We start from the raw sequence: 16209 nt of genomic DNA on the forward strand, positions 1-16209 counted from the left end.
AGCATGTCACAAAATCTTAAGTCTCTATTTTTTAATTTTTTCTAAATTGTGTATGACTTTCGTATTGGTTACTTGTCACTTCTAAAATCAAAGGTATGCGTTGCTTAAGTTCGCTTACATGTGAGATTATACCAACCATGCGCCCAGATGATTTTAAATTAATTAATGTATCTATCGCAGTTTCGAGTGTTTCTTGATCTAAAGTGCCAAATCCTTCATCTATAAACATAGAATCTAAAGTGATTCCACCTGATTCTTGTTGTACAACTTCACTTAATCCTAAAGCTAAAGCTAGTGATGCTTGAAATGTTTCTCCTCCTGAAAGTGAACTTATGTGTCTCGATTTATTTGAATGAAAATCAAACACGTCAATTTCCAATCCACTTAACCCTAAGGAAATGGCCTCTCTTCTAATCAGTTGATATCTATTTCCACTCATAAATGAAAGTCGTTGATTCGCTTGAAAAATTATTTTTTCCAAGTAATAAATTAAAACATAATTTTCTAGTGTTAATTTATAATCATTTTTACCAGCTAATATTTCTGATAGCAAGAAAATTTCTTTTTGCACTTTTAATTCATCATCGAGAATCTGAATTATATTTTTTATTTTATTAAATTTGTTAGAGTTATTATCTATTTTATAGCTAATCGTAGCTATTTGTGAATTCGTTTCATCTAGTTTCAAGTTTGTTTTTTCTATAGATTGTCGTAATTTTTCTAAATTTAATAATTTTTTGCCCTTAACCAATTCTTTGAGTCTGTTAATCTCTATTTCATAACTTTGATAGTTCTTATTATAAATATTAATTTCTCTTTCTATTTCATCTTTTTGAGCACTTAAATCTGCAGCGCTTTTGACTTGATCATAAGACTCAAAACCAAGTTGTTGCATTTCTTTTTCCATTTTTAATTCTAAATTATTTATTTCCTTACTTGTTTGAGTTAAATTCTCAGTTAAATGTTTTTGATCATTCATTTCTATCTTTAACTTATTATTCAACTCGTTCAATTTATCTTTAGTTTTCTCATTCTCATACTCATACGTCTCAACTTGTTTTTTAGCATGAGAATAATAAGTTTCAAAATCATTTACTGATGAAAATTGTGAATGTCGTTCAAAATCATTAATTTGAATTTCCAGTTTTTCTTTTTGCGTGTTCTTTCGACTCAAATCTAAATCAAACTGATGTATTTTATTAACTATTTCTTTTTCTTGTTTCTCAAAATTTTCTACTAACTTATTTATGCTTTGTTGCTCGTCTTTTAGTTGATTCAAATGATTAAGCTGTTTTTGAAGCTTACTAATATCCTTCTTTTCTTGTTTCTCACAATTTAATTCATTTTCTCTATGATTTAATTCTTCAATTCGAGTTTCTATTTTGATTATTTCATCACGAATTTTTACCTTCTTACTTTCTAACCGTTTTATTTTATTATTTTTTTGAGCAATTGATTCAAAATCAATATGTTCTCCCAATGAATGTATTTCATTACCACAAATTGGACAGGTATCTCCAATTGACATAGCGGACTTTATTTCATTTACAAAATCCTTTTTGTCATTCAAATCAATTAAAGTCGCATCTATATTGGTGATTGATGATTCAATTTCATTTAACTGTTCTTTCTTCTCTTTTAATTTGCTAAGATAAGATGATTTATCTAGTTGTAATTTATCAAATAATTTCTCATCCTTTTTTTGTCTTTCAGATTCATCTATAATCTTTTTCAGCTTATAAATCTCTTCAGTGTAATGTTCAATAATTGCAAAATCTTTGTTCTTGTTGTTCATTTCTTTCGTCAATTCTTCTTTTTTGGTTATTAAATCATTATATTCACTGTATAATCTTTTTATTTCTTCTTCAATTACCGGTTTTTGTTGATAACTACTAATAATCTTATCTAATTGATTGAAGAAAACTTGGTTTTTTTCTAGATACTGATTAAATTGAGTTATTTCATTTTCTCGTGTTGATAAATGTTCGAGTTGTTTTTGAAAACCTTTAATTTCATTGTGATAGTTTGTTTCGTTTAATTTTGATTGCTCATGAAGTGACACTAATTCATCTTTATCTTTTTTTAAACTTTGTAACCTAGTAAAATAAGTGATTAATACTTTAGATTCCTGAATCATTTTTAATTCTTGCTTTAATTTATCAATATAATTTTGTTCTTTTTTCAAATCGTCAAATTTGATTTTTTCCGCTTTTAATTTTTTAGTATTCTCACTTAATTCAACATTCACTTTATATTTATGATTTAAATCATCTAATTCCTTAGTTATTTTATTCTTAGCTTCTTCAAATGACTTGAGAATTTTGCATCCATAATCATTAAATTGTGGGAATTTTTCAATCATTTTATCTGTCTGAGAACTCTCTAATTCTTTATATAAGGCCAATTCATCATTATTAAATGTATCTATATCATTCCATAAATTTTCAATTTGAGTGTATCTATTTTCAATTTGTACTTTTTCTTGCTTTACATTTTCTAAAAGTAGATGTCTAATCTCATCAAATCGCTCACTATTAAAAAGTGTTCTAAGAATCGATTGTTTGTCTTTACTATTTGACTGAAGAAACTTTTTAAATTCTCCTTGAGGCAAAATAAATAATTGACGAAATTGTTCAGCATTAACGCCTAATAATTGTACGATAAATTGATTACCTTGATTCACTTTACTTTCTCTTAATTCAAATTGATTATCAACTAATTCATATATATTTAACTTGGCTTGTGTTTTAGTTATATTCCCCTCTTTAATAAATGGCGCTTCTCTATGAATTTTAAAAGTTTGATTATTAACTTTAAATTGATAAATTACAGACATTGGCGATTTACCGTCTGCAAAATGACTTCTTAAATCTCCTTCTTTTCTAGTTTTGGTCGAAGCCATACCGTATAATGCGTATACTATAGCATCAAAAATCATTGTTTTACCAGATCCAGTTTTACCACTAATTAAAAAGAGTTGATCAGTTTCAACTTGCTCAAAATCAATAGTTTCTTTAATAAAAGGGCCAAAGTTCTCCATAACTATATGTAAAGGCTTCAAATCTTACCCCTCCCTATCCAATATAAAACTTAACAAGTGCTTTATTTTGTCTGATTGAACTTGACTCAGATGTTGATCTGTCATATTTTTATAAAAATTTTCTATAATTGTCTGATCATCTTGTTTTTTGATTTCAACATGGCTAAAATTCTCACTATGATCAAATACTACATTCGATAGTGCTAATATATTGGGATAAATTTGTTTCAGTTTCATCATTGGATCAGTAATATGAGAAACATTCGTTAACTTAAAATGAAAATAATTATTTTTATTTTTTACTTTAATTCTTTCTTGAATAATATCCTCATAATCACCTTCAATAACTTCTAGTTCTCTTAGAGGTTTTAAAGGAACGAAGGTTTCATTTAATAGTTGGTTGTTTTCAATATCAAGAACTCTATATCCTTTAGATTGATTTACTTCAGAGAAAGAGTATTGCAAAATCGAACCGCTATATTTGATAAAAGAGTTATTTATACTAAATGGATGATGTAGGTGCCCGAGCATTACATAATCAAACAACCGAAAAGAATGCATATCAACTGATTCTACTGTTCCAATAGTTAATGGTCTTTCTGAATCTGAAGTTTTACCGCCCTCAATAGTTAAATGACCAATTAATATATTCACCTTATTATTATCTATGGAACTAGACATTTGCTCTAAGCATTCGTTTAATGCTTGTTGATATGTTTCTATTTGCTTATCTTTAAAATAATTTTGTACTTCACTCACAGTTGCGAAAGGTAAAGTGAAAAATTGAACACCACTCAATTCTATTGGATCATCAATATTTTCTAGTTGAGTTCTTATGTAAAGTTGATTATTCTCAAACCATTTAGAGCCATAATTCAATCTTTCCCTACCATCATGGTTACCGCTTATCATGATTATTGGAATTTTAAGTTCTATATTTAGGTATTCAATAGTCTCTTCAAGTAAACCTATCGCTTCTTTACTTGGATATGAGGTATCATACAAATCACCTGCAATTACTATTAAATCTGGCTGTTCTTTCTCCATATGTTGTTTAAACTGAGTTAAAATATATTTTTGATCTTCAAGCAATTGTTTTCCATTTAAAATTTTACCCAGATGCCAATCAGCGGTATGTACAATTTTCATAATTATCCTCCTGATAAGAACGTTTGTTCGTTTTAATTCTATATGCTTTTTTTATCTTTTTCAAGTAAAAAACCACCTATCAAGATAATGATAAGTGGTTAAATATATTACTTAATAAGATTCTTTTGCAATTTTTTATATTTATAAAGCATTGCACATCTCCAAGGTACTATCATACAAAATGCGAGTAAAAAAAACATACCAGCAATTTCACCTGGATCAATTTCGCTACTTATAAATATTTTAATAACTGTTCTTATTATTAATAATGATATTAAAATAATTGGAAATGCTTTAGACCGTTTCATATAAATATTATCATCTTTAACTTCGAATCTAGAAGTCCAGATTAAAACAGTAGAAAACAAAACACCTAATATCAATGATTCTAACATTTCCATACCAGTTAATCGAAAGTATGGTACCACATACATCAATGCACCGGTAGCCATGAAAAATGGTGGTAAGATAATTTTCTTTTCATTGACTGGAAACTGTTGTGCTTTCATTCTTATCACTATAACGACAGCACCCATTAGAAATGCAAATACAATGGAAAAGACTAAATAAGTCAAATTGACACCCTCTTTTGACATAAACTTATTCGCTTAAATAATCATTTGATAGTATATCATTATCACTATAAAATTGACACTTTAAACGTTCAATTTTTAACATTTAAATACATATATAGTATTTAATTCATTACTAGAACATAAAATTAATATATTAATAATAATAAAAAAAGAGCGCTACAGTTATTCGATAAGTTTCTGTAACACTCGTTAATATAATGTCTATGAACCTTACATTTTTTGATTCATATTTTTATTCATCATTGTCATCATTTGATTAATTTTCTTTTGAGATGGTTTTTGTCCCATTTGCATCATCATCATACGTAGCATTTCCTCATTGATAGGTGGATTTTTCTTTAAGTAATCTTTCATATATTTTCTAGCTAATAAGAAACCACCAATTAAACCTGCAATAAGTGCTATAACGATTAGAATAATTGCTACCCAAATTGCCATTGTTTCACCCGCTTTCTTTATCCTTATGCATTTTACTAAATTCGTTCTGTTATTTCAAGACATTCTTGAATAATAACGATTAGTACTCCAATTATTATCATAACAAAGCCAAAGATATTATTAAATTCTATTTTAAAATCTAAAAGGTTACTAACCAAATTTGATGGTTAGTAACCTAAAAAGTTCAACTAAATCATTGTCTAGATTTATAATGAACGGACTTGTTTTAAAATATTTTCTTTAGTGAATCCATACTTTTCAACTACTAAATCTCCAGGAGCACTAGCGCCAAAACTATTTATACCAATGACTTTACCTTCAATTCCAACATATTTATGCCAACCAAGTGGTGATGCCATTTCGATAGCTATACGTTTAGTAACATCAGAAGGTAAAATTGATTCTTTATATTCAGAAGATTGTTGTTCAAATGCGTACCAGTTTGGCATAGAAATAACTCGTACACCTTTACCTTGTTGCTCTAATTCTTTTGCGGCTTCTACAGCTAAATTAACTTCTGATCCAGATGCCAATAATAAATATTCAAGTTGTTGTTCTGTTTCAAAAACAATATATGCGCCTTTTCTCACACCATTTTCAACTGTTTGTTTATCAACATCCAAAGTTGGTAAATTTTGACGAGTTAACACTAATGATGTTGGTGTGTGTTCTGATTCAAGTGCAACTTCCCAAGCTACACGTGTTTCATTACCATCAGCTGGACGAATAACATTCATGTTAGGAATAGCACGAAGACCTGCTAATTGTTCAATAGGTTCGTGTGTAGGGCCATCTTCACCTACAGCAATTGAATCATGAGTAAAGATGAACGTTGAATTGAGTCCCATGATTGATGATAATCGTAAAGCTGGTTTTAGGTAATCACTGAATACAAAGAATGTTGCTGCATATGGATGAAGTCCACCATGTGCTGCCATGCCGTTTATTGCTGCTCCCATTGCAAATTCACGTACACCAAACCATACGTTTTTACCTTCTGGAGTATCTTTATTATAATCTTTAGCTTCTTTAACGTTAGATTTATTTGAACCTGCTAAGTCTGCTGATCCACCAAAGAATGAAGGTACAAACTCGCTTAATTTTTGAATTATTTCTCCTGAATCAGCTCTAGAAGCACCACTGTGATTTAAATCATATTCTGGTAAGGCATCAGCGTAATTATTTGGTAACTTACCACTCATTGCTAATTTAAATTCTTCAGCTAATTCCGGATAGGCTTCACTATAATTTTTAAGCATATTATTCCAAGCCTCTTCATTTTCATTTGCACGTTTTAACATTGTTGATTTAAATATTTCGTATACATCTTCAGGAACATTAAAACGTTTTTCAGGATCTAATCCATATTCTTTAAATGTAAGTGCACGTTCTTCTTCACCAAGTGGGGCACCATGAACTCCATTTGAACCAGCTTTATTAGGAGAACCAAAACCGATAATAGTTTTAACTTCGATAATAGTAGGTCCTTGTTGTGATTTAGCTTGAGTGATTGCATTATCAATCTCATCTAAATCGTTACCATTTTCAACTAGAATATAGTTCCAACCATAGGCTTCGAAACGCTGTTTTGTATCTTCAGAAAATGATTTATCTAAATCTCCATCTAAAGATATATCATTTGAATCATAAAGGACAATTAATTTATCTAACTGATTATGACCTGCAAAAGATGCAGCTTCATGTGAGATACCTTCCATTAAGTCACCATCTGACGCTAATACATAAGTGTAATGATTAACTATATCAAATTGGTCCTTATTAAATTTACCTGCTAAATGACTTTCTGCTAACGCCATCCCTACAGACATGGCAAAACCTTGACCTAATGGACCAGTAGTAACTTCTACGCCATCAGTATGTCTATATTCTGGATGTCCAGGCGTCTTCGAACCCCATTGTCTAAATTGTTTAAGTTCTTCAAGTTCTAAACTACCAGAGACATGTAATAAGCTATACAATAAAGCCGAACCATGACCTGCTGATAGAATAAATCTATCTCTATTAAAAAAATCTTTAGATTGAGGGTTAAAATTAAGGTGGCGCGTCCATAAAGTATACGCCATAGGTGCTGCTCCCATAGGTAATCCAGGGTGTCCTGAATTTGCTTTTTCGATTGCATCAATGCTTAAAGCACGTATCGTATCTATAGCTAATTGATCTTTTTCATTAAACATCGTTGTGTCTTCCCTTCTACAATTAATATCTATTTTTAATTATAACTTATTTTATTTTAAAATGATAAAGAAAAATCAGATAAATTAGATCTAAGGATATAACTGGATTCAAACTATATACGTAGTTTAACTCCCTAAAAGTTAATTAAAAATAAATTATTTCTAAGTAAATCATCAATGACTACGAAAATTTTCAACTTATATATCAATGATGGGTCGAGCTCTATTGTTTTATTTATTGTGTTTCTCTTCTTGTATCTTTTTTAACTTTTCAGGTGTCACATCATTTCCTTCAGGGTCAATGACCTTAGTATTTTCTATCTGTTGCTTAAACCCTTTTCTAAATTCTTCTAAATACTGTCTTCTTAATTTAGTCTGTTCTTTAGCCTCTTCATTGGTTAAGCCATGTTCTTTCTTTTTTCTGGCTAATTCATTTATTCTATCAATATTTAAATTTTCTTTACTCATTTGAAACCTCTTTCTTAATGCATTAAATTTTATTATTGCTATCATAATAATTAACAAATATTCTGTTAGTTTTAATAATACTTATTACTTGAGTAGAATATATCAAAAAAATAAGCATAACCAAATTGTTACGCTCATTTTACAGTAGATAATATGAAAGTTAATTAACTAATGCGAACACAGACTGATCATTCTGTTCGCTATTTTGTTTGTCTTTATAGTTTTGAGTAGTTCCTTGTTGATTATGTTGATGAATCTTGTGGTCAGTCATTTCGTACGTTTGTTCTGATTGAGCACCTTGGTTAACGCTTAAAAAGAAAGTTGAAAAAATAATACAAGACACTATTACTATTGTCATATATGTTAAAAATTTATATTTGTATTTTAAAATCATCCAATATCACTCCTAGAACATTTGTTTGTATAAGTAATTTATCAGAACATAAGTTCTGTGTCAACAACATTACGAACAAATGTTTGTTAGAAAATGTAATTAATGATATAATAATCTCAAACAACAATAAGGAGTGCCTATTTATGAGAGAACTCACTAAGCGACAAAGTGAAATATATGATTATATTAAGAAAATTGTTCAAACAAAAGGTTATCCACCAAGTGTTCGAGAAATTGGCGAAGCTGTCGGTTTAGCTTCAAGTTCTACAGTACATGGACATTTATCTAGATTAGAAGAAAAAGGATATATAAGAAGAGATCCTACTAAACCTAGAGCTATCGAGATAGTTAGTGAACAATTAGATGAGGTAAATGTAGAGGAAACAATACATGTTCCGGTTATCGGTAAAGTTACAGCCGGCGTTCCAATTACAGCTGTAGAAAATATAGAAGAATATTTTCCACTACCAGAGCACTTAACTTCAACACATAACAGCGATATATTTATTTTAAATGTAGTTGGGGAAAGTATGATTGAAGCTGGAATATTAGATGGCGACAAAGTAATTGTACGAAGTCAAACTATTGCTGAAAATGGTGATATTATAGTAGCTATGACTGAAGATGAAGAAGCTACTGTTAAACGCTTCTATAAAGAAAAAAATCGTTATAGACTACAACCTGAAAATAGTACTATGGAGCCTATTTACTTAGATAATGTCATTGTAGTAGGTAAAGTAATAGGATTATATAGAGAAATGTAATAAATTTATAATCAATATCTTATTTTTAAGTGTAGGCCTCCTTATATTTTTTATATGGTTTAAAAAACAAATACCCTAGGACAGCAACTGATGTCCTAGGGTTATTTAATATATTAATTTCGATGCCAGTGTTAGTGTTAAGATAACGCTTTTATCAATTTTTTCACTCTAAACCACACCTGTTGCGAGAGAAAAATTCAATACAACTTCTGACCAACCGATTTTGTTTTTTTTTCTTATCTAATATTTCTTTCACTTTTTCAAGTATATCAGTTTGTTTTTTATTTTTTTGCTTCATATTTATCTACATCCTTACGGACTATATTTACCCATAAGTCATATATATAAACATTTAACTTGTATAATTTTCGGTCCAAAAGGGTTGTCTTCGATCATTGAAATATACACCTACGCCCAAATAATCAAAATGAGTGTTTAAAATATTCTTTCTATGCCCCATTGAATTCATCAAACCTTCATGTGCATAGATACTATTCAATTGTCCATATGCTAAGTTTTCTCCAGCAGCATTAAATTCTATTCCATCTTTTTTTAATCTATCAAAAGGAGAAAGTTTCTTTTGATTTATATGGTCAAAATAATTATGCTTAACCATGTCAATACTATGCTTACGCGCAGTATGAGAAACATCCTTAGAATAATCTAATGTTTTTAAGCCATGCTGTTTTCTTTCAGCATTGACAATGTCAAAATTTTGCAACTCAAAACTCTTTGCAAGTAATTTAGATGGTTTCCCATATTGATATCTTAATCGATTTTCCATTTTCTCACTAACTTGTAATAATGACTTCACACCATTATCTCTGTGCTTATCATAAAATACTGTGGTATAAATATGGTCTTTATGGAAAACATCATATTCATTACTTTTTACATCAAAACCAACTTTCCCTTTTTTTATAACTTGAATCGGGGACCCATATTTTTCCCTAACAACATCTTTAGGAGTATCATACTTAATTTGAGATTTTGATGAAATAAGATTTTGATTTGTATACAGTGCATTAACATGATTGTTAATATAACTCACCATCAAAAATTGATTATAATCATTTGAATAATATGTGTACCAATTTGTGCCATACACACTCGAAGTCATACGCTTATGTTGTCCCAATTGTGCTTCAACATCTTTTTTAGTCATATTCATCTGTATATTGTTGATTGCAAATTCTTGCTTTTTAGGAATCGCTAATTGAGTATTATCGTCATTTGAATCAGAATCAATCCATCGATTAATTTGATGACGTATATCATTTTGAGCTTTAATCATAAAAGTAGTTTCTTTGACTGGCGTAAAAATAACGATGCAAAGTAAAACTGTAATCAATAAAAGAAATCTTTTAATTGTATTCACCTACTACTTTTTACTAATCTCTATCACCATTAAAAATTGAATTTCTAACTATGACGTAATCAACTGTTCTTAATGACTTCAAGTCCTTTCCTCCTGCATATGAAATTGAACTCTGTAAATCTTGTTCCATTTCAGTAAGGGTATCTTTAAGAGATCCTTTGTGTTCTACAAACATTTTTTTACCTTCAACGTTCTTATGTTCACCTTTTTGATATTCTGAGGCACTACCAAAATATTCTTTATATTTTTTGCCATCTAGCTCGACGGTTTCACCCGGTGATTCCTCGTGGGCAGCAAATAAAGAGCCAATCATTACCATAGTGGCACCAAAACGAATTGATTTGGCTATATCACCGTGGGTTCTTAACCCTCCATCTGCAATAATAGGTTTTCTAGCTGCCTTATTACAAAGGTTTAACGCAGAAAGTTGCCAACCTCCTGTACCAAATCCAGTTTTAATTTTAGTAATACATACTCTTCCTGGACCAATACCTACTTTTGTAGCATCTGCACCGGCATTCTCAAGTTCTCTTACTCCTTCAGGCGTCCCAACATTACCAGCTATCACAAAACTATTTGGTAAATGTTTTTTTATATGCTTAATCATATTTATAACTGAATTTGAGTGACCATGAGCAATATCAATTGTTATATATTCTGGTATGAGCGATGAAGAAGCTAATTTTTCAATAAAATTAAATTCGTTTTCTTTAACTCCAACAGAAATAGAAGCAAATAACCCTGCATGATGCATTTTTTTTATAAATGGAATTCTATTTTCTTCATTAAATCTATGCATGATATAAAAATAATCGTTTTCTGCAAACCATTGTGCAAGTTCTTCATTCATGACTGTTTGCATATTTGCTGGAACAACTGGCAATTTAAAAGTACGAGGCCCAAATTTAACCGAAGTATTACACTCAGATCTGCTTTCAACAATACATTTATTGGGAATTAATTGTATATCTTCATAATCAAAAATTTTCATCTTTTTTAACCCCTTACAATAGAATTAATCTTCAAAATGTTTAATGAAAATACGAATAATACCTTTAATTTTGTAAAAATCATTCATATTATTCATCCTTTTTAAATGTACATTGTTTTTCTTCTGTTGTAAATGGACCTAAGTAGTAAATATTTACCAACTAGATTTTTTTACACCTGGAATTTGACCTTTATGCGCATGTTCTCTAAATGCAATTCTAGACATTTCAAATTTACGTAACACACCTCTAGGTCTACCAGTTACTTTACATCTTCTAGTTAATCTAGTTGGAGATGAATCTCTTGGCAACTTTCTTAATGCTTCATAGTCCCCTTTTGCTTTTAATTCTTTACGTAACTCGTAATATTTATTTACTAATTCTTGTCTTTTTTGTTCTTTTGCTATTTTAGATTTCTTCGCCATATATTATAACCTCTTTCTACAAATCGTAATAATTACGTTTTATAGAATAACATATATTTCAAAATATACAAGTGAAAATTCTTCTAAGTACAAACTATAAAAAAAACTCCCCTATGAGTTAAGGAGAGTTTTCGTTTCAAATTGTCGTATTTGAAAGATAAGTAATTATTTTGTTTCACGATGTAACGTATATTTATTTAATCTTGGACAATATTTTTTCATTTCAATGCGTTCAGGATTATTACGTTTATTTTTAGTAGTAATATAGTTACGATCGCCACACTCTGTGCAAGCTAATGTAATATTTACGCGCACGTTAAACACCCTTTCTAATGTTGTTAGGAATTCTTACGATTTAAGATTGTATCATATAATTCAGTGGTAAGCAATCTAAGAATTTTAGATTATTTAAAGTTTCCATATGTTTCGTCTTGATTTGTCTCTAAATCTATTTGATTGATATCAATACCTAAAGCTTTTGCTACACCTTTCCCATATTCTGGATCAGCTTTATAGCAGTGGCGAATGTGGCGAACTTTGACATCTTTAGAGACCCCATCCATTGCATTAGCTGTATTTGTGAAGATACGCTCTTTTGCATCTTCAGACTGTAATCTGAATAATTTACCTGGCTGTTCAAAGTAATTGTCATCATCCTGGCGATAATTATATTCATAACCATCACCATCTGTCGGGAATGGTGGCTTCTTGTGTTCAGGCTGTGACTCATATATACCTTGATTATTAGGATAATAATGTGGGCCTCCACCTTGGTTATTATCTAAGAAACGCATTTGTCCATCACGACTAAATGGACACAAGTTCTCAACTCCAACTCCCTTAGGTTGATTGACAGGAATCTGCCAATGATTAACTCCTAAACGATAACGTTGGGCATCTCCATATGAGAATAAACGTCCTTGTAGCATTTTATCTGGTGAATAATCTAACCCAGGAACAATATTTGTAGGCGTAAACGCTGCCTGCTCTACATCAAGAAAATAATTCTCAGGATTACGATTCAATTCAAATTCTCCCACTTCAATCAGTGGATAGTCTTTTTTATACCATACCTTTGTTAAATCAAAAGGATTGTCTGGATGATTTTTAGCTTGCTCCTCTGTCATAACTTGAATGTACATTTTCCATTTTGGATAATCTCCATTTTCGATAGCATTATATAAATCCCTCTGTGAAGAATCTCTATCCATACCTACAATTTTAGCCGCTTCCTCGTCAGTATAGTTTTCAATTCCTTGTTGTGTACGGAAATGATATTTAACCCATACACGTTCACCTTTATCATTATACATAGAATACGTATGAGAACCGAATCCATGCATATTTCGGAATCCTTTTGGCATACCTCTATCTGACATTAATATTGTCACTTGATGCAATGCTTCCGGTAGACCTGTCCAAAAGTCCCAGTTATTTTGTGCACTTCTCATATTTGTACGTGGATCTCGTTTTACAGCACGATTCAAACTAATAAATAGTTTAGGATCTCTAAAGAAGAAAACTGGCGTATTGTTACCTACTAAATCCCAGTTTCCATCTTCAGTGTAGAATTTCAAGGCAAACCCACGTATATCACGTTCTAAATCTGCTGCTCCACGTTCTCCTGAAACAGTAGAAAAACGTGCAAACATCTCTGTTTGTTTTCCGACTTCTGAGAATATTTTCGCATTTGTATATTGTGTGATGTCATTTGTAACTGTGAACGTTCCAAATGCACCTGAACCTTTCGCATGCATACGACGTTCAGGAATCACTTCTCTATCGAAGTGAGAAATTTGTTCTAAATAATAAACGTCTTGCATTAATAATGGTCCACGTTGTCCTGCTGTCATACTATTTTCTCTATCCGAAACTGGCGCACCAAAAAGTCCAGTTAATTTTCCATCCTGTTTTGACATAGCAAGCTCCCCCTCACTTTTATATTTAATATTGATTACTATGTAGTATCTATTTTAATTAAACCCTTTTCCGATAGCAAATAAACTTATTTTAAAATTATTGATAGAAAAACATAAGAAATATCAGAAAAATTTAACAATTACGCTTTAAAGTACTAAAAAGTTATTGAATAGTATCTTTAAAAAGATTAAAATGAGGGATATATTTTAAGATAGATGGGAGACGGCATATGGAAGATAATAATATGAAACGTGGTCTCAATTCGAGACATATATCTATGATAGCTATAGGTGGCGCTATAGGTACTGGACTTTTTGTGGCAACTGGAAGTGTCATTTCTCAAGCTGGCCCAGGAGGAGCTATATTAGCTTATATACTAATTGGTATTATGCTTTATTTTTTAATGTCATCAATAGGAGAATTAGCAACTTTCTATCCGGTTTCTGGTTCTTTTAGTTCATACTCTACCAGATTTGTTGATTCGTCACTTGGTTTTACAATGGGTTGGTTGTATTGGGGTATGTGGTCACTTGTAACAAGTGTAGATATCATTGTTGCTTCCAATGTATTACAATATTGGGATGTATTTAAAGTTTTAAATCCACTTACATGGAGCTTAATTTTCTTAACTCTGTTGTTTTTAATTAATATTTTTTCTGTTAAAGCTTTTGGAGAAACTGAGTTTTGGTTATCACTGATCAAAGTCATTACTATAATTGTATTTATTATTTTTGGAATTATGATGATTTTCGGTATTCTTGGTGGTCATACATATGGCTTTGAGAATTATACTAAAGGTCAAGCACCTTTTGTCGGTGGAATATCAGGCATATTAAGCGTTCTTTTAGTTGCAGGTTTTTCAGTTGGTGGTACTGAAGTAGTCGCAGTAACAGCTGGTGAATCAAATAATCCCGAAAAATCAATGCCTAAAGCTATAAAACAGGTATTTTGGAGAATATTACTCTTTTACGTATTGTCTATAGCTGTGATAGCTGCCATCATTCCATATACGGATCCACTTTTACTTAATGAAAATGAGTCTGTATCACAAAGTCCGTTTACAATTGTTTTCGATAAAATAGGGATCACTTTTGCTGCATCCGTCATCAACGCTGTTATCTTAACATCATTATTATCAGCAGCTAACTCTGGTATTTATACAACAAGTAGAATGCTATTTTCTTTAAGTGCTGATAAACAAGCACCTAAATTCTTTGGAAAACTCAATGATAAAACTAAATTACCTATGCGTGCATTAATTACAACATATATTATTATTGTATTAGTCATTGTTTATGCTAATTTTAATGCTAATGCTGTATTTAACTTATTAAATATCATAGGATCTATGGTTATTGTAGTTTGGGGATCTAGTATTTGGTCACAAATTAGATTAAGACAAGCAATTAAAAAACAGGGTAAAAATCCAGATAAACTGTTGCCATATAAAGCACCTTTTTACCCAGTCGGACCTATTATTGTCCTTTTCACATTATTATTCTTATTATTAGGTAGTTCCTTTGGTAGTATCGCATCTGGTGATATTTTAGGTGTCATTCGAAACTTTACACCATTATTTATTCTAGCTATCATCTATATTGCTCATAAATTAATCAAACGGACACATTTTGTCAAACTGGAAGAAATAGATTTAACTCCGCATAATTACAAGAATTAATTATTAAGAAGGCCTGTGACGTGTATTTTTGTCACAGGCCTTCTTAATATTAATAATTGATAGTTGAACTCAAAATGCATACATCAATTTCAATATCAGTAATCTCAATGCTAAAGAGTATTTCATACTTAATTTCTACTGAAAATATATGTCGAGACTATAGACTATAGTGGAGCTTCGAATTCGATAAGAATTTTGTTCACCCTCTTTTGAATGATTTAACACCATACATAAATTTTCGTTATTTTATGATTAAAACTTATAATGTATAATAAAGATAATAAAATGGTATAGAGGTGGATAACATGGTTGGACAAACAAATTTATTCGATGATGTTATAAAGAAAGAGGAACGCTTTGTTATAGTTGTTCAAGCACTTGAAGAAAAAAATGGTAAGCTCTTAAAACGGACTTTGAGAGAATATCCAAGCTTAGAGCACACGCAAATGAATGACCTTTTCTCTCATCTTAAAGAAGTATTTCTTGAAGAACCTTTTGAGGTCAATCAATCAGCATATAGCATTACTGTTTATACAAACCTAGATTATGCTGCAGATCAAGTATATGCACATGTTAAACGCTATAAAGGAAAACATGACTGGACACATACTGCGAAATAGCAAATCAATTGAAAGTCTCGATTTTCAATTGATTTGAAAGAAAAAGTAAATAAAGATTTAAATATATTCAATAAAGAAATTGTAGGCATGGATGAAGGTTAATTATGTAACTTATATTATGAATCAAAACCACCCGTATGAACGGGTGGTTTGTT

At 30.4% G+C, this 16209-nt stretch carries 16 protein-coding genes; 3 read left to right on the top strand and 13 right to left on the bottom strand.

Annotation, left to right across the window (positions count from 1 at the left end; genetic code table 11):
• Positions 1 to 31 precede the first annotated feature (31 nt).
• From sbcC to sosA, 7 genes are all read right to left on the bottom strand, one after another.
• Positions 32 to 3061 (bottom strand): exonuclease subunit SbcC, encoded by a 3030-nt coding sequence (gene sbcC / locus HMPREF2576_RS07765; RefSeq protein ID WP_001832643.1) that lies wholly within the window; start codon positions 3059 to 3061, stop codon positions 32 to 34.
• 3 nt (positions 3062 to 3064) lie between these two features.
• Positions 3065 to 4189 carry an exonuclease subunit SbcD gene (sbcD, locus tag HMPREF2576_RS07770; protein ID WP_001830960.1) on the bottom strand — a complete coding sequence of 375 codons (1125 nt, stop codon included), beginning with the start codon at positions 4187 to 4189 and terminating at the stop codon, positions 3065 to 3067.
• 107 nt (positions 4190 to 4296) lie between these two features.
• Positions 4297 to 4764, bottom strand: coding sequence for a CcdC family protein (locus HMPREF2576_RS07775; RefSeq protein ID WP_001831312.1), 468 nt, complete (start codon positions 4762 to 4764; stop codon positions 4297 to 4299).
• Between the two features lie 231 nt (positions 4765 to 4995).
• Positions 4996 to 5223: a YneF family protein gene (locus HMPREF2576_RS07780; protein ID WP_001831215.1), complete on the bottom strand. Its 228-nt coding sequence runs from the start codon at positions 5221 to 5223 to the stop codon at positions 4996 to 4998.
• Positions 5224 to 5429: 206 nt separating this feature from the next.
• A complete protein-coding gene (gene tkt / locus HMPREF2576_RS07785; protein WP_001831061.1) occupies positions 5430 to 7418 on the bottom strand; it encodes a transketolase in 1989 nt (662 codons plus the stop codon).
• A 231-nt stretch (positions 7419 to 7649) separates the two neighbouring features.
• On the bottom strand, positions 7650 to 7886 hold the full coding sequence (locus tag HMPREF2576_RS07790; RefSeq protein ID WP_001831015.1) for a DUF896 domain-containing protein: 237 nt from the start codon (positions 7884 to 7886) through the stop codon (positions 7650 to 7652).
• Between the two features lie 160 nt (positions 7887 to 8046).
• The gene (sosA, locus tag HMPREF2576_RS07795) at positions 8047 to 8280 is read right to left on the bottom strand and encodes a DNA damage-induced cell division inhibitor SosA (protein ID WP_001831148.1); all 234 of its coding nucleotides are present in this window, start codon (positions 8278 to 8280) and stop codon (positions 8047 to 8049) included.
• A 143-nt stretch (positions 8281 to 8423) separates the two neighbouring features.
• Here sosA and lexA point away from each other — a divergent pair, with 143 nt between their 5' ends.
• Entirely contained in the window at positions 8424 to 9044 is a 621-nt protein-coding gene (gene lexA / locus HMPREF2576_RS07800; protein WP_001831182.1) for a transcriptional repressor LexA, read from the top strand.
• Positions 9045 to 9207: 163 nt separating this feature from the next.
• On the opposite strand, the gene HMPREF2576_RS12525 is transcribed toward lexA, so the two are convergent.
• The 6 genes from HMPREF2576_RS12525 to HMPREF2576_RS07825 form a co-directional block, all read right to left on the bottom strand.
• A complete protein-coding gene (locus HMPREF2576_RS12525; RefSeq protein WP_002456209.1) occupies positions 9208 to 9342 on the bottom strand; it encodes a hypothetical protein in 135 nt (44 codons plus the stop codon).
• Positions 9343 to 9396: 54 nt separating this feature from the next.
• On the bottom strand, positions 9397 to 10422 hold the full coding sequence (locus HMPREF2576_RS07805; RefSeq protein ID WP_001831147.1) for a CAP domain-containing protein: 1026 nt from the start codon (positions 10420 to 10422) through the stop codon (positions 9397 to 9399).
• A gap of 13 nt (positions 10423 to 10435) precedes the next feature.
• Complete coding sequence (gene guaC, locus HMPREF2576_RS07810; RefSeq protein ID WP_001832645.1) at positions 10436 to 11413, bottom strand: GMP reductase; 978 nt, start codon at positions 11411 to 11413, stop codon at positions 10436 to 10438.
• 153 nt (positions 11414 to 11566) lie between these two features.
• Positions 11567 to 11836, bottom strand: coding sequence for a 30S ribosomal protein S14 (gene rpsN, locus HMPREF2576_RS07815; RefSeq protein ID WP_001831302.1), 270 nt, complete (start codon positions 11834 to 11836; stop codon positions 11567 to 11569).
• Positions 11837 to 12001: 165 nt separating this feature from the next.
• Positions 12002 to 12151: a 50S ribosomal protein L33 gene (rpmG, locus tag HMPREF2576_RS07820; RefSeq protein ID WP_001831295.1), complete on the bottom strand. Its 150-nt coding sequence runs from the start codon at positions 12149 to 12151 to the stop codon at positions 12002 to 12004.
• Between the two features lie 89 nt (positions 12152 to 12240).
• Positions 12241 to 13755, bottom strand: a complete 1515-nt coding sequence (locus HMPREF2576_RS07825) for a catalase (protein ID WP_070856529.1) — start codon at positions 13753 to 13755, stop codon at positions 12241 to 12243.
• Between the two features lie 230 nt (positions 13756 to 13985).
• On the opposite strand from HMPREF2576_RS07825, the gene HMPREF2576_RS07830 reads away from it, so the two are divergent.
• Together HMPREF2576_RS07830 and HMPREF2576_RS07835 are read left to right on the top strand one after the other, a co-directional pair.
• The gene (locus tag HMPREF2576_RS07830) at positions 13986 to 15434 is read left to right on the top strand and encodes an amino acid permease (RefSeq protein WP_070856531.1); all 1449 of its coding nucleotides are present in this window, start codon (positions 13986 to 13988) and stop codon (positions 15432 to 15434) included.
• A gap of 305 nt (positions 15435 to 15739) precedes the next feature.
• Positions 15740 to 16054 (top strand): hypothetical protein, encoded by a 315-nt coding sequence (locus tag HMPREF2576_RS07835; RefSeq protein WP_001830950.1) that lies wholly within the window; start codon positions 15740 to 15742, stop codon positions 16052 to 16054.
• Positions 16055 to 16209 lie beyond the last annotated feature (155 nt).

Source organism: Staphylococcus sp. HMSC063F05 (assembly GCF_001837075.1).
GTDB classification, from domain to species: Bacteria; Bacillota; Bacilli; order Staphylococcales; family Staphylococcaceae; genus Staphylococcus; species Staphylococcus epidermidis.

Coding starts and splice junctions, on each gene's coding strand:
- sosA (WP_001831148.1), bottom strand. CDS start 8,280: ATGATTTTAAAATACAAATATAAATTTTTAACATATATGACAATAGTA.
- HMPREF2576_RS12525 (WP_002456209.1), bottom strand. CDS start 9,342: ATGAAGCAAAAAAATAAAAAACAAACTGATATACTTGAAAAAGTGAAA.
- HMPREF2576_RS07835 (WP_001830950.1), top strand. CDS start 15,740: ATGGTTGGACAAACAAATTTATTCGATGATGTTATAAAGAAAGAGGAA.
- lexA (WP_001831182.1), top strand. CDS start 8,424: ATGAGAGAACTCACTAAGCGACAAAGTGAAATATATGATTATATTAAG.
- guaC (WP_001832645.1), bottom strand. CDS start 11,413: ATGAAAATTTTTGATTATGAAGATATACAATTAATTCCCAATAAATGT.
- HMPREF2576_RS07825 (WP_070856529.1), bottom strand. CDS start 13,755: ATGTCAAAACAGGATGGAAAATTAACTGGACTTTTTGGTGCGCCAGTT.
- rpsN (WP_001831302.1), bottom strand. CDS start 11,836: ATGGCGAAGAAATCTAAAATAGCAAAAGAACAAAAAAGACAAGAATTA.
- sbcD (WP_001830960.1), bottom strand. CDS start 4,189: ATGAAAATTGTACATACCGCTGATTGGCATCTGGGTAAAATTTTAAAT.
- HMPREF2576_RS07780 (WP_001831215.1), bottom strand. CDS start 5,223: ATGGCAATTTGGGTAGCAATTATTCTAATCGTTATAGCACTTATTGCA.
- HMPREF2576_RS07830 (WP_070856531.1), top strand. CDS start 13,986: ATGGAAGATAATAATATGAAACGTGGTCTCAATTCGAGACATATATCT.
- HMPREF2576_RS07790 (WP_001831015.1), bottom strand. CDS start 7,886: ATGAGTAAAGAAAATTTAAATATTGATAGAATAAATGAATTAGCCAGA.
- tkt (WP_001831061.1), bottom strand. CDS start 7,418: ATGTTTAATGAAAAAGATCAATTAGCTATAGATACGATACGTGCTTTA.